Annotated in this window: 11 protein-coding genes and 2 pseudogenes; all 13 read left to right on the top strand. The window is 56.1% G+C overall.

All coding sequences use genetic code 11. The features are described from left to right. Positions 1–495 (top strand): annotated as a pseudogene (locus CTZ24_RS17485) (T6SS phospholipase effector Tle1-like catalytic domain-containing protein); the annotation flags it as partial. Between the two features lie 24 nt (positions 496–519). Continuing rightward, a complete protein-coding gene (locus CTZ24_RS17480) occupies positions 520–1,620 on the top strand; it encodes a KPHS_23130 family T6SS system protein (protein WP_208724219.1) in 1,101 nt (366 codons plus the stop codon). After that, complete coding sequence (locus CTZ24_RS17475; protein WP_208724218.1) at positions 1,613–4,969, top strand: ImcF-related family protein; 3,357 nt, start codon at positions 1,613–1,615, stop codon at positions 4,967–4,969. The genes CTZ24_RS17480 and CTZ24_RS17475 overlap by 8 nt, the downstream gene beginning before the upstream one ends. Positions 4,970–4,986: 17 nt before the next feature. After that, entirely contained in the window at positions 4,987–6,573 is a 1,587-nt protein-coding gene (gene tssA / locus CTZ24_RS17470; protein ID WP_208724217.1) for a type VI secretion system protein TssA, read from the top strand. Positions 6,574–6,604: 31 nt separating this feature from the next. Continuing rightward, the gene (gene tssF, locus CTZ24_RS17465) at positions 6,605–8,359 is read left to right on the top strand and encodes a type VI secretion system baseplate subunit TssF (RefSeq protein WP_208724216.1); all 1,755 of its coding nucleotides are present in this window, start codon (positions 6,605–6,607) and stop codon (positions 8,357–8,359) included. Continuing rightward, complete coding sequence (gene tssG / locus CTZ24_RS17460; protein WP_208724215.1) at positions 8,323–9,393, top strand: type VI secretion system baseplate subunit TssG; 1,071 nt, start codon at positions 8,323–8,325, stop codon at positions 9,391–9,393. Before tssF ends, tssG begins: the two co-directional genes overlap by 37 nt. Then, on the top strand, positions 9,371–9,907 hold the full coding sequence (gene tssJ, locus CTZ24_RS17455; RefSeq protein ID WP_208724214.1) for a type VI secretion system lipoprotein TssJ: 537 nt from the start codon (positions 9,371–9,373) through the stop codon (positions 9,905–9,907). Before tssG ends, tssJ begins: the two co-directional genes overlap by 23 nt. Continuing rightward, a complete protein-coding gene (gene tssE / locus CTZ24_RS17450; RefSeq protein WP_208724213.1) occupies positions 9,904–10,344 on the top strand; it encodes a type VI secretion system baseplate subunit TssE in 441 nt (146 codons plus the stop codon). Before tssJ ends, tssE begins: the two co-directional genes overlap by 4 nt. Positions 10,345–10,388: 44 nt before the next feature. Next, positions 10,389–12,782, top strand: a complete 2,394-nt coding sequence (locus CTZ24_RS17445) for a type VI secretion system Vgr family protein (RefSeq protein ID WP_208725583.1) — start codon at positions 10,389–10,391, stop codon at positions 12,780–12,782. Between the two features lie 20 nt (positions 12,783–12,802). Beyond that, complete coding sequence (gene tla1, locus CTZ24_RS17440) at positions 12,803–13,570, top strand: toxin Tle1 chaperone Tla1 (protein WP_208724212.1); 768 nt, start codon at positions 12,803–12,805, stop codon at positions 13,568–13,570. Between the two features lie 12 nt (positions 13,571–13,582). Then, complete coding sequence (gene tli1a / locus CTZ24_RS17435; protein WP_208724211.1) at positions 13,583–14,101, top strand: Tli1a family immunity protein; 519 nt, start codon at positions 13,583–13,585, stop codon at positions 14,099–14,101. 35 nt (positions 14,102–14,136) lie between these two features. Next, positions 14,137–14,616: a Tli1a family immunity protein gene (gene tli1a, locus CTZ24_RS17430; RefSeq protein WP_244634051.1), complete on the top strand. Its 480-nt coding sequence runs from the start codon at positions 14,137–14,139 to the stop codon at positions 14,614–14,616. Continuing rightward, positions 14,604–14,908, top strand: a pseudogene (locus CTZ24_RS17425) (DUF2235 domain-containing protein); the annotation flags it as partial. The gene tli1a (CTZ24_RS17430) and the pseudogene CTZ24_RS17425, both read left to right, overlap by 13 nt.

Here is a 14,908-nt window from a genome sequence, read left to right as displayed (position 1 = left end):
GGGGAGCAAAAACACCGGGAACTGCTTGAATCTGCTGACGGGTTGCTTATGGCGTTGTTTGATGACCAGGTGCATGACTCGCGCGCCTGGTTTCTCCACGCCAGTCTGGGCAGTCGTGAACCCTGGGGCAGCTACTTCCGCTACCGGATGATTTACTTTGGCGACAAGTGCAGCAAGTCGCTGGCAGCGCTGGTGGTTGACGGGAAGGTACCGGGGATGGTCACCCAGGATGAGCCAGTCCTCCTCCGCTTCAGGGTCAAATCCGACAGGGACATTCCCCCGGCTCTGGCCGTGTACGACGTGGAGGTAGTGGACCGTCAGAGCGGAGCGCCCGTGCCGCTGCTGGCGGAGTCTGGCAGTCTGCGTCAGTTCACCCGGGAACCCGGCGTGGTGGTGGCACAACAGAGAGCGATCAACAGTGAACGGCATCTGGCCCAGGTGAAAACTGCCATCCAGAACCGCTGGTCAGAGAAAGATCAGTTAGCCAATGCGTAAAGCATTCCGGTCAGGGATAACAACATGAGAATGCCCACCGACTACCCCCCTTACCGACTGCCACAAGTGCCAAACAAACAACGTTGGCTGGCAGCAGGCATGTTATTCACCCTATGTCTCTCCAGCTCGCTGGCGCTGTTCAGCCACGGTGAGGATCGGGTCATGCCAGTTGTGCTGGCTGCAATGGCCATCCTGACATTTATCTGGCTCTGGGTGCTCCGCCAGCTGTGGTTCCGTTGTGCCAGCCATAATGCCGCTTTTTATCAGCAACAGGTTGATGTTGAACATCGCCGGTGGTGGCAACAGCATCAACAAACGATGGCTATTCAGGATATCGTGCTGTTGGGTCCGGCCGGATGCGAACCCGGGCACTGGCAACAATTGCTGCAACGTGAGCAAAGCTCTCCGAAGACGGATCATATAGCGAAAATTTTCTGCCATGACCGTGGTGACAGGGAGGTGCGTCTGGCCCGGCAGTTGGTGTCACAGTGGTGCAACCAGCGGAGTACAGGGCTGTCAGTATCGCCCTGCTGTTGTTACTGGCAAGGGAGTCATAACGCCTGGCAGGCTTTTGTGCAGGAGGCCGCCATTTTACTGCCTGAACTAATACTTCCCATGCGGCCTCAACCCTGGCAGGGAGAAGCCTCGCTCTCGTCAGCTATCCGACAAATGAGTGATGGAGATGCAGCGACAACCTTGCTGATTGGCGGATGTCACTCGCAGCCACTGGGCCATGATGCACAGCAAGCCGGTGACGCGGCGGTGCTCTGGTTGGTTGCAAAACAAGGGGCAGTACACATCACCCGGGGGGAGATCTCCCGGCAGGATGAAGATGTCGGGCTGCCAGATATGTATCTGCGCGTGTTACAGCAAAGCGCACTGACTTCCCCTCCTGACACCTGCATTCTTTTCTCTTTACCAGACAACGTCTTACCTTCTAACGGGGACTGGAGTCTGACCCATCATCTACAGGACAATAACTGGGGCGAGATGGGCGCACTGGCGTCACTGGTAGTGATGTCTTTGGCCGCCATCGGCAGTACACAACAGGATGCCCCCTGCGGCTGGATCGCTCGCGATCCCTCGGGCGGGATAAGCACAGGAATCGTGAAACCCTATGAGTAAGCAAGAAAAACTAACCTTTTTCTCAGTAAAGGCAACCGTCATCTTTATCCTTGTGGGGGCCGCTCTGCCCGGGATTGTGGGAGGGGTGCTGTGGTGGTATTTCCCGCTGGAGCGTACTACTGAGTGGCAAGCGCTTTTCAAGCTTGCGTTAAGCTGTTTGTTGCTGTGGATAGGGCTGTTGTGCCTGTGTGCGCTGGTTGTTGCTATTAGCGGGGGCGGTATTCGTGCTGCAATAAGATCGATGTCCAAAACCGAAGAAAGTAAGTCGGAGGATAAACAGCAGCCCGCGTTAGCCGCGTTACGTCACCATCTGCACACGCGTTATACCGTCTTCTGGCGCAGTAAAGTCCGTCTGTTGTTGGTCACCGGAGAAGATGACGCCATCGACATCCTGATTCCAGGGCTGAGGAAACAGCAATGGCTGGAAGGCCGACGTACCGTACTGATTTATGGCGGCGATCTGCACAGCGAAGTGGATCGCGAAAAACTGGCTGCTTTACGTATACTGCGCCCTGGCCGCCCGCTGGATGGCATCGTGCAGGTGTTGGGGCAGGATGAAATCCTGACCGCACGCCAAAGTGATACTTTCCTGCGTGCGCTGGAAAATATCAGCGCCATTTTGCGTTGGCGGCCCCCGATCTGGCTATGGCAACCGGTGCGCAGCGACAGGGCGCAAGAGGGAGTCGAACCCTTTTCCGCAGGCGTGACTTTTATCGCTGGCGCGACACCGGAAGATATTCAGCAACAACTGGAGCATCTCCAGACTTTGCTGTGCGAACGGGGAATGGCACAGGTCGTACGCAACCTCAACCATGACTGGCTGTTGCGTCTCTTACAGCAACTTAAACAAGGTGGCAGTCATCAATGGCAGCAGCACCTCACGCCCTGGTTTATGCCACAAACACCTGTGTCGTTACGTGGCCTGATGTTCAGCCTGCCGGACAACACCTCCACCGACGTTCGTCCTCATTCGCTACCGCATCCATCTCTGTGGCAGAAGATTGCCAGCGATGAGATGAAAGGCAGACGCATCGGCTTGCCCTGGCAGCAAACGCTGGTCTGGTCGCTGCTGGGGCTGATGTCGCTTTGGGGAGCCGGCATGCTGGTGTCGTTTGTGGCTAACCGCACGCAGGTGATAAATGCTGCTCAAGAGGTCAGAAAGCTGGTGGACAATCCGGCTATCAATGACGCGCAACTGATCGCTCTGCATCGCCTGCGCAATGATCTTGGCCGCCAACAACACTGGCTGGCGCAGGGACCTCCCTGGTATCAGCGCTTTCTGCTCAGTCATACGCGTGAGCTGTACGCGGCATTGCTGCCCTGGTATGGCGTGACGAGCGACCGTCTGATTCACGCACCTGCCCGCGTAGCACTTGAGGCGAGGCTGACCCGTCTGGCTGAACTGCCGCCCGATAGCCCGCTGCGCGCGTCTCTGGCGTCCTCCGGTTATAACCAATTGAAGGCCTGGTTGATGATGTCCCGCCCGGAGCGTGCCAGCGCGGATTTCTATGCGCAGACCCTGAAAGATGTGGAACCGCAACGTGAAGGGATCTCCACCAGCCTGTGGCAGAGTCTGGCGCCGGATTTATGGGGATTCTATGCCACCTCGTTGCCCTCGCACCCCCAATGGGCGATTCAGCCTGACCCGGCGCTGCTCACCCAGGTGCGACAGGTGTTACTCCAGCAAATTGGCCGCCGTAATGCGGAGAGCACGTTATATAACAATGTATTGCAGGCGATACGTCGTAACTATGCCGATGTCGATCTGGAGGATATGACGCCAGGTACCGATCCACATCGCCTGTTTACCAGTGATAAGACGGTCCCTGGTATGTTCACGCGTCAGGCATGGGAGGGGGGCGTGAAGCAGGCAATTGAGAAAGCTGCGCGGGAGCGTCGTGAGGAGATTGATTGGGTGCTGAGTGACAGCCGAAGCGCGCTGGCGCAGGATGTCTCCCCTGAGGCATTACAGGAGCGGTTGACGCAACGCTACTTCACCGATTTTGCCGCCAGTTGGTTGAATTTTCTCAACGGATTGCGCCTCAACCCGACGCACAATATCGCCGATGTAACCGATCAGCTCACCTTGATGAGTGATGTGCGCCAGTCGCCACTGATAGCGTTGATCAACACCCTCGCCTGGCAAGGGCAGACCGGACAACAGCGCGATGCGATTACCACCAGCCTGCTTAACTCTGCGAAAACGCTGATTGGCCGCAAGGCGCAGCCGGTCATCAATCAGCAACCGGTTGAACCCACCGGTCCACTGGATGCCACTTTTGGCCCACTGCTGACGTTGGTAGGACGAGGCAACGGATCGCAATTGGTGGCCGCCGACAATTCACTCAGCCTGCAAACGTACCTGACGCGTATCACTCGGGTACGACTCAGATTACAGCAGGTGGCTGCCGCATCTGATCCCCAGGAGATGTTACAGGCATTGGCCCAGACGGTTTTTCAGGGGAAAAGCATCGACCTGACCGACACCCAGCAGTACGGCAGCCTGATGGCGGCCAGTCTGGGGGAAGAGTGGAGTGGTTTTGGTCAGACGCTGTTTGTCCAGCCATTGGCTCAGGCCTGGGGGACCATTCTGCAACCTTCAGCAATCAGTTTGAACGCGCAGTGGCGTCGTGCAGTGGTGGAAAACTGGCGTAACGCATTTGATGGCCGCTACCCGTTTGCCGTCAGCAACAGCGACGCCTCACTGCCGATGCTGGCTGAGTTCATCCGGAAGGATGCCGGTCGCCTCGATAGTTTCCTGAACCATCGCCTCGCTGGGGTGTTGCAGAAAGAGGGCAGCCACTGGGTGCCAGACCGTGCCCACAGTCAGGGACTGACGTTCAACCCTGCTTTCCTGAAAACGATCAATCAGTTGCGCGAACTGGCGGATATTCTGTTCACTGACGGCACCCAGGGCATTAGCTTCGAATTACAGGGGCGCCCGGTACCTGAGGTGGTGGAGACACATCTGACGGTGGATGGGCAAAAGCTTCGCTACTTCAACCAGATGGCGGAATGGCGTGCGTTCCGTTGGCCAGGGGAAAGCTTAAAGCCTGGCACGCTGCTGAGTTGGTCAACGGTGGGTAGCGGGGGGCGTGTCTTCGGTGATTATGCGGGTACCTGGGGCTTTATTCGCTGGCTGGAGCAGGGGAAACGTCAGCAATTGGACCGCAGCCAGTGGAAGCTCAGTTTCGCCATCGCTGACAAGCGGAACCTGCAATGGATACTGCGCACCCAAATGAGCGATGGCCCGCTGGCGCTCCTGCGTTTACGAGGCTTCACCTTACCGGATGAGATTTTCAGCGTGGATGCAGAGTCTGCTGCGCAGGCGCTGACACAATATGAATAACCAGGGGACGACGCAGCATGACAGGGATTGCCGTGTTAATCAGCGCCTGCGGCGCAGAAGAATCAGCCTTACGCGCAGAAGCGCAGCAACATATCAGTGACTGGGCGCGCTGGATGGAGCCGATCGCCGATCGGTCACCCACCGGCGAGGACCCTGCGTATGACGATCATTTCCAGCAAATGCGTGAAGAGGTCAACAAGCTCTCCGGCGTTGATACGGCGTTAATCATTGCATTGGCAGAACCTTTACTGCTCTCGGTGAGTAAAGATATCCGGGTGATCACGTTTTATTTGTGGGCGCGCCTGCACCAGCAGGGAGAGCAAGGGCTGGCTGAAGGTCTGGAGTTACTGGCTGCCTCATTGCAGCAATATGGTGAACTGTTGCACCCACAGCGGCCCCGTAGCCGCCAGGGCGCATTAAGCTGGCTTGGCAGTGGCAGAATGCTGGACAGCCTCGCGCTGTGGCCGGAAGTGGATAGGGTGCGCATTCGTCGCGTTTGTGCGGGGTTGCTTCGGATACATGACCTCTTGAGCGCAGAGGAACGTCCGGTTCTCGCGCCGCTGGTTCAGGCTCTGGAGGTGCGGCTGGCGCGCAGCGGCGGGGCTGACGTATTGGTACCGCAAAACTGCCGCGAGTCGTCAGACGTTGATGCTCACCAGCACATCACTGCGTCGATCGTGGCCCCGGTCTGCTCGGGGCGTGATCTTCTCGACCAGGCCAGGTCACTGGCGCGCTATCTGCGTGACCAGCCAGAGGGCTGGCTGGCTGCACATCATCTGATGAAGAGCGTACGCTGGGACACGCTTCACCATCTGCCGCCGCTGGATGCCAGTGGTAGAACTCGTCTGTCTCCCCCCAAACCCGAACATCTGGCGCATTTGAAACGCCTCTGGTTGCAGCAAAGCTGGCAGGAACTGCTGGAGCTGACCGATTCGCTCTTCGCGCAGGGGGTCAACCATTTGTGGCTTGATGTGCAATGGTACGTCTGGGAAGCACTCAACCGGGGTAAGGCCGATTCCCGACTGGCAACCCTGGTTGAACAGGATCTCGGCGCGTTGTTACTGCGGCTACCGGGTTTGGAAGGCCTGACATTCTCCGACGGCATGCCCTTTGCCGATGAAGTGACGTTGAACTGGATTGCCCGGCAGGTGAGCAACGATGCTTCGTATCGTGAACCCGTCGCCGTGGCATGCGGCGGGGAACAGGAGGGCGACATCCTTGCGCTGGAGAGCGATGCGCTGGCGAAAGCGGATGAGGAAGGCGTGGAAGCGGCACTTAACTGGTTACAGCAGCGCCCCGGCGTCAATAGCCCACGAGCGAGGTGGTTGCTGCGCTTGCTGATGGCGAGGGTGTGTGAACAACTGGGTAAGAACGACATGGCGCTGCATCTGCTACGCGAATTGGACAGTCAGGCGGAGAACCTCACGCTGGCGCACTGGTCACCTGAGTTTATGTTCGAAGTTCGGGCCAGACGATTGAAGCTACTCCGAACCCGAGCGGCGCGCAGCGAGAACGACAAAGCCCGGCTGCAATCTGAGATGAATAGCTTACTGGCCGGGCTGATTACCATTGATCCGGCGCGTGCCGCAGTACTTTGCGGCTGATTCCCCTCCTCGACTTTTATGTGAATTCTCCATGGATAATTTAACCCTGCGTTATTACGACGCTGAAATGCGCTACTTGCTGGAAGCGGGTGAAGAGTTTGCCCGTGCTCATCCGGAGCAGGCGGCGATGCTTAACCTGGATAAAGCCGGTGCGCGCGATCCCTATGTAGAACGGCTATTTGAAGGTTTTGCCTTTTTGATGGGACGGCTACGGGAAAAGCTGGATGATGATCTGCCCGAGTTAACGGAAGGGTTGGTCAGCCTGTTGTGGCCACATTACCTGCGCACCATTCCTTCGTTATCGGTGGTGGAGTTTACCCCTGACTGGCAGATGATGAAGGAGCCAATGCGGATTGCGCGCGGTTTTGAAGTGTTATCCCGCCCGATCGGGGAGAAAGGGACGCGCTGTCGCTATACCACCACCCGCGATATTGAGCTGCTGCCGCTGGTACTGGAAAAGGTGGGACTCGTGACCGATGCCCAGGGGCGTTCCATGATCCGTCTGCGCTTCAACAGCGGCGAGCTGGCCGACTGGAGCCGGATGGATGTCAGCCAGATTCCACTTTACCTCAACGCCGATGCACCCCTGGCCTGTGCGTTGCACGAAGCGCTGACCCTGCATGTTGCCAGCATGCGCCTGCGCCTGGCAGGGGAGAACGATAGCCGGATCGTGGAGGGACACTTTAGCGCACAAGGTTTTGATCCTGATGATCGGCTGTGGCCGGGCAGTGACAGCAGCTTCAGTGGTTATCAGTTGCTGCTGGAATATTTCACCTTTCGGGAAAAATTTATGGCGGTGGCGCTGCATGGGTTGGAGCAAGCGCAACTGCCAGCCTCATTACCGTGGTTTGAGCTGGAGGTGATATTGTCCAGGCGCTGGGAGCATGACTTTGTCTTTAGCGAAAAGCATCTGCGGCTGAACACGGTGCCGGTCATCAACCTGTTTACGCTGGAATCTGATCCGCTAACGATTAACGGTTTGCAGACGGAATACCTGCTACGTCCAATGCGTGTACAGGATGGCCATACCGAAATTTATTCGGTGGATGCCGTGACCTCTTCCCTTAACCAACCCTATGTGCCCTTTACCAGCTTTCGTCATAGAGGTGGCATGCTGCGTCATACCGCCCCGGAACATTACTACCACACGCGGGTACGTCAGGGACCATCCGGCCTGCATGAAACCTGGTTGATCCTCGGTGGCGACGCTTTCGATAACCATCGCGTACCGGAGGACGAGAGCTTGTCTGTCAGCGTCACTGGCACCAATGGGCAACTGCCACGTCGGGCGATACAAAGTACGCTCCTGGATCATGCCGTGAAATCCGCCGCCGCTCAGGTACAGGTGCGCAATCTGTGTGCGCCAACGCTACCCTGCTATCCCCCCAATCGCGATCGTTTCCACTGGCGGGTACTGAGTCACCTTGGCTCCAGTTTCCTGTGGATGATGGATAACGCCGAGGTCCTGCGTGGCACGCTTGCGCTCTATGACTGGACGCACAGTGAGATGAACCGCCGCCGGCTGGAGGCCATTCTGCACGTTTGTCATCAGGAGATGACGCGATACGAGCAAGGTCATCTGCTGCGCGGTGTGCAAATTGAGATCACCCTCGACAGCGTCGGTTTTGCCGGAAGTGGTGATATCTGCCTGTTTGGTGAAATGCTCAGCCGCTTTTTTGCCTTGTATACCGATATCCATCTCTTTAACCGTCTGATTTTAATTCTGCAACCCACCGGAGAACGCCTGGAATGGGAAGAGAAACACCATCGTCGCATTCCCGGCTGATGCCGCGCTTTGAGAACGAATTGCACCGCCTGAATTTTTATCGCTTTTGCCAACTGATTGAACATCTGCATCGCGACAACCCACCGCTCGGCAGTACCAGCCATCCCGGCGATGACCCTGTTCGTCTGTTGCCTCATCCCGGCATGGGCTTTCCTGCCAGTGAACTAAAAGCGCTGGAGTATGGCGAGGGGCCACCGGTGGTGCGCACCACTTTTCTTGGGCTTTATGGTGTGGATGCGCCAATGCCTGGCGTGTATCTCGACGACATCGCACAGCGCAGTGAAGGGCACGAGGGGTTGCAGGGCTTTCTCGATATCTTTAACCACCGTGTGCTGACCCAGTTCTACCGCATCTGGCGTAAATATTCGTACCCCGCCACCTTCGAAGCAGGGGGCAAAGATGAGACATCTCAGTCGCTACTTGGGTTGATTGGCTTGGGCATTCCCGGCACCGGAAAACAGATTGCGACGCCGATTTCACGTTTTCTGGCGCTGCTGGGTGTTATGCGTCAACCCGGCAGAACAGCAGAGGGGATAGCCGCGCTGGTACGGCTGCTTGCTCCGCAGACGTCTGTTCAGGTGCAGCCGCATAGTCTGCGTCCGGTGCCGGTGAGTGAACCGAGGGGCCTCTCCGAACCGGGACTGCTGCTTGATGGCAATCTTCCCTTGGGGGATGAAGTGATGGATGTCAGCAGCCAGCTGCTGATTAATTTGCAGACTGACTGTGCCGATGAGGCACGCTGCTGGTTGCCCGATGGACTGTTATACCAGGACTTTCAGGTGATGCTGCGTGTGTATCTGGGCTGGCGTTACACCGCACGTATCAGACTGACACTCAATACATCGCTTCTGGCGCCACCCCGCCTGGGCGAGGCGTCTTTCTGGTTGGGAATGATCGGCGTGCTTGGCGTGGAGGGGGAAACCTGCCCCGCCGATATTCCAGCCACTTTCACCACCGAACTGGGCAGCTATACCGGCATGGAACCCGCCACACCAACACAAGGAAACCGACGTGTCGTCTACCATTTTACGTAATCTGGTGTTGTGCACCGCTGCATTAAATCTCACCGCCTGCGGGTTACAGCAAAACATTGTTGATAGCACCGCTTCGACTTTTAACGCGATGTTTTACAAACAGATAAAGATTCTGCATCTCGACTTTTCCGCTCGTGAAAGCCTTAACAGCGATATCCGTGAACATCATCCACTTTCTGAGCCGGTGATGGTGCGGGTTTATCAGTTAAAGGCGCGGAAAACGTTTGATAGCACTGTGTATCAGCAATTAATCCATGAGGCTGCCGAGGTGCTGCACCCAGACCTGCTGGCGGAGCGTGATGTGATTGTGACGCCCGGAGGGGATGTTGCTTTGAATATGCCTATGGAATCAGAGACGCGATTTGTCGCCATTGTCGGGCTGTTCCAACACCCCGATATGGCCAGAAACAGTTGGCGGCTGGTGCTGGAGCGTAACGATCTCGACCCGGATACACCAAGAGTGATTGAGTTGGATAGCCGGCATTTGCTGCTGCGAGCGGAGGCGAAATCATGAGTCAGCCCTCGCTCTACGAATTGCTGAAAGGGGGTTTTAACGGTGGTTTGGCGCTGCATCAGGTCAGTGAGCAGAATCAGGTGATTTTGTCCGTACTGGATAACATCCAACGTATTCTGAACACCCGTGCGGGTTCACTGGCGCATATCCCTGATTATGGCTTGCCGGATATGACACTCATTCTACAGGGCATGCCAGCAACAGCCCATCAGTTGCTCTTCACCCTGATGCAGGTACTGCTGAAATACGAGCCGCGCCTGGCAAAGATTGACGTATTCATGCTGGAACAAACGTTACCCGGCGAACTGCGTTATGTCATTGAGGCAGAACTGAAACAGGTTGGGCTGGTGCGATTTGGTACCGCGTTTATGCCGGAGGGACGTGTGCTGATCCGCCATCTGCAACAACAGCAGTTAATTGAAAACAAGGCTCTGTAACCGCAGGGCAGTGAGCAAATCTGCATAAGGACAATCAACGGATGATGACCGAACTACGGATACCAACGAGCGGCGAAAACGCCCCGATCTTCAATCACAGCCCTTATCTGCTGCGCGTCGGGAACAACAGCACCTTGCTGGATGTACTCAGCTTTACCGCCAGCGAGGCGTTGAATATGCCGTTCAGTTGGCAGATAACCTTTACCTGCTGCGACAAGTCACTAAGCCGCGAAGCGATGTTATTACAGCCAGCCTCGCTTACTTTGCAGGCCGCTCCGCCGCAACACAACTACCTGCCGTCTCTCCCTCCACAACGCGTGGTTCAGGGCGTGGTAACCGGCTTCGATGCACTTGGGGTGTCGGTCGACGAGGGGCGCTACGCCCTGACGCTGCAACCGCGGCTGGCACTGCTGTCGCGCCAGCGACAAAACGCAATCTGGCAGGATATGTCGGTACCACAAATTGTGGAATCGGTACTGCGTGATCGTCACAACATGCGCGGCCAGGATTTTCTGTTCAGCCTAAGTCGGGAATATCCGCCGCGTGAGCAGGTGATGCAGTATGACGAAGATGACCTGCGTTTTATCACCCGTCTGCTGACAGAGGTGGGGATCTGGTTTCGCTTCAGCACCGATACGCGGCTGAATATCGATGTGGTGGAGTTTTACGACAGTTCCCAGGGTTACGTGCGTGGTCTGACGTTGCCCGCATTGTTGCCATCCGGGCAGCATGATGGGGGAATGGAGGCTATATGGGGATTGCAGAGCCACTATCAGGTGGTTGAGAAGTGCGTCATCACCCGTGACTATAACTACCGCGACGCCGGCGCCGATATGGATGCGCAGGCGGAGGTGACGGGCAGCGACCCCACCACCTGTGGCGAGGCGTATCACTGGGGGGATAACTATCTGCGAGTCGGAAAGGTGGAGAGCGCCACGCCGGAGACAGAAAGCGGTGCTTTCTACGCCCGGTTGCAGCACGAGCGTTATCTGAACCGACAGACGCAACTGAGTGCGATTTCCAATTGTGCGGCGCTGCTGCCGGGAACGGTGCTACGGGTGAGCGAGGGAAGTGGCGCACCGCAGACCTTCAGCCAGGGCATGGTGATAACTGCGATGAGCAGCAGCGCCGCGCGGGACCGGGCTTTGGTGAGCACGCTGAGCGGCATACCGGCGGAGGCGGTCTACAGTTTCCGTCCGGACAGGATCGCACGTCCGGTGATGGCAGGAACGCTACCGGCGCGTATCACCAGCACTGACAGCAGCGATAACTACGGGCATATTGACCGCGATGGACGTTACCGGGTGCATTTGTTGTTTGATCGTGCGGAGTGGGAAAGCGGCTTTGAAAGCCTGTGGGTGCGGCAGTCCCGACCTTACGCCGGAGCAACCTACGGCCTGCACCTGCCGCTACTGGCAGGAACGGAAGTGGCGATCGGTTTTGAACACGGCAATCCAGACCGACCTTATATCGCTGGCGTGTTGCACGATTCATTGCGACCGGATCCGGTCACCATTCGCAACTACAAACGCAATGTGTTGCGCACCCCGGCGAATAACAAGCTGCGGCTGGATGACACCCGGGGACAGGAGCACATCAAGCTGAGTACCGAATACGGTGGCAAAAGTCAGCTGAATCTTGGGCATTTGGTGGACAGTGAACGCCAGTCGCGCGGTGAAGGATTTGAGCTGCGCACCGACAGTTGGGGGGCCATCCGGGCGCAGAAGGGGTTATATCTTAGCGCTGATGCGCAGCCCCTGGCACAGGGGAAGTCGTTAGAAATGGCGCAACCGGTCAGCTTGCTGAAAGGGGCCGTCAATCAACTCTCCGAGTGGGGGCGGCTCACTCAAACCCATCATAACTTTTCACCGGATAGTGCGGCGCTGAAAGCTTACCTGGCGAGTGCCAGTCAATTGCATGAGCCGGCAATGTTGCTAAGCGCACCGAAAGGGATTGGTGCAGTGACATCCGCTGGGCTGGTACTTACCAGCGGTGAGGGGCTGTATCTCCAAAGTCTTGGAGAGGTGAATATCGCCACGGCGCAACGGATATCAGCCAATGCTACTCAGGGAATATCACTACTGGCACAGCAGGAGGGAATGCGGCTGGTCTCTGCAAAAGGCCCGCTGGCAGTAGAATCACATGGCGATACGCTTACCATAACATCGTTGAAGGATATAACGGTGCAGTCAACGCAGGGGCATCTGCAACTGCTGGCTAAAAACGGTATCACACTCGGTTGTGGTGGCGCATATATCCACCTCTCTCCCGAGGGACAAATTGAAATCCACGGGCCGGGGCGATTAAGTCTTAAAGGACAGCATAATTTGGATAACCCTGCCAGCCAGCAATTTCCCTTGCAGGAATTACCCGCATCGGTCTGTGAGGAGTGTCTGAAAAAAGCACGGTTGCTGGCGCAGGGATTTGTTCCGCGTTAATAAAATGCGGAGGTATATAAATGGAATGGATTTCCTCACTGGAAGATGACTGTCGTCAGGTTGGTGTTGAATATATTTATATGATATTTGACCAGGCCGCTGTCGATTTTTCTATTATTCCAATTCTGAATGGTTTTCCCATTGAATGGCATTCGTTATGGCAGGGACTTCCGGAGGAAAGTTCGGTAAGGCAAGCACCACTGTTAATTCGTTTTGAATTAAATAATCGATCGCAACGTTTGTGGCTGGATGATCTCTGTGGCGAAGTGGCAACAAAATCTGCCGTGCTGATGTTCTGTTCGCTCTGGCCGACACCTACGCTGGCAGGCTGGCTGCAAAAGTGCACGGATGGTCGCCATGAGGGGCGACCGGGTCTGCTGCGTTTCTACGATCCCCGACTATTTCCCCTACTTGCCGGGGGATTGCTGAACGATGAGCAGCGGCAACAGTTGCACCGCCCGGTGCTTTTCTGGAGCTGGCTGGACAGAGATGGTGCGCCGCAACGGCTGGTGGGTGATGGTTCTCCGCCAGTTTGCGGCGAGGACGTGAAATCTATCGACCTCAGCGATCAACAACTGGAATATCTGATGTGCGTGTGCGATGCCAATATTCTGTTGGCACAGCAGCCACTCGCCATCCCCTCTTTTATCTCTGCGGAAACTTTATTTCAGATTTGTTATCGCGGCATGCAGGAAGCCACCGATAAAGGATTAATCATGGATGATGAACGCGATGCTTGGGTGTGCGGGAAAATATCTGAATATATTACCGAGAAATTATCCTGCTGAAAGGAATTCCGCATGAAAAAAATACATTTTGTACGGGTTTTATCTGTGCTGTTGATTACGGAATTTTTTCCTTTGAGGGTAAATGCCGGTGGTGGGGTTATTGAGGCGATTAATCATACCCACTGGGCGATTAATCGCTTCAGCGTTAATGGTCAGTCCGGCATCGATATTATCGGCCCGTATCAGGGCGGCGGGGGTGGCTGTTGTTTTAGCGTGCCGGAAAAATGGCAGCCGGGGATGACGGTGAGGGTGGACTGGGAGACCGGGGTTGGCGATATGGAGGGATTTCCGGGATTCGGAGACGATGCGAAATATCTGGCCTGGGAGAAGAAAATGAAGGCCCTGAGCCGCCAGCATACCAGGACGGTGCCGCTGCCGGATTATAACGGCCAGGATACCTGCGGCATCACCATCCATTTCCTGCCCTGCGACGAGATTAAAGTAACCTCCAGTTGTTTCACCTATGGCAGCCCGTCTTACCCCATCAAAGAGCCTATCAGGATGGAGGAGCCGAAAGTATGTCCGAACTAATCCGTCGTATTTCTTATGCCGTTTTTTTAGCCGGCATGGTGTTTTTGTCGATCTTTATGCCATCAAAGGCCGGGGCCGGGGTGATTAAAGCGATTAATCACACCCACTGGGCGATTAACCGTTTCAGCGTTAATGGTCAGTCCGGCATCGATATTATCGGCCCGTATCAGGGTGGCGGGGGAGGCTGTTGTTTTAGCGTGCCGGAGAAATGGCAGCCGGGGATGACGGTAAAGGTGGACTGGGAAACCGGGGTGGGTATTTCGATGGATTTTCCGGGTTATGAGAATCGACAAAGATATTTGGAGTGGAAAAAAAATATTGATTCTCAAAAAAAACAGCACAGTAAGACAGTGCCGCTGCCGGATTATAACGGCCAGGATACCTGCGGTATCACCATCCATTTCCTGCCCTGCGACGAGATTAAGGTGACCACCAGTTGCTGGTCGCCGCGTAATGCGAACTACCCGATTAAAGAACCCTTAAGGATGGAGGAGCCAAAAGTATGTCCGAAATAACCGGCAAAGCACAGGTCTGGTATCCCCCGGCATTTCCGGCGCAGGGCCGTTTACCGGCGGCTGCCACACTTGTGGGTGAAAACTGCAAAAAGCAGAACAGCCGGGAGCGGGCGTATCGTCAGGAGCTCTGTCTGGCTGCCGGACGGCGGGTGGAGCCTCCCTGCTGCAAAACGCTGCATATCAGCCTGTTTTTCGACGGCACCGGTAATAACCTGAATAACGACCTGTATCTGTCTGACCCGCCACATCCGACCAATATCGCCCGGCTGTTCAGTGCCACCATCGGCAGTGG

Source organism: Pantoea phytobeneficialis, from assembly GCF_009728735.1.
GTDB classification, from domain to species: Bacteria; Pseudomonadota; Gammaproteobacteria; order Enterobacterales; family Enterobacteriaceae; genus Pantoea; species Pantoea phytobeneficialis.
Note: the sequence above shows the minus strand (reverse complement) of the source record. Positions and strands in the feature narration are given on the sequence as shown.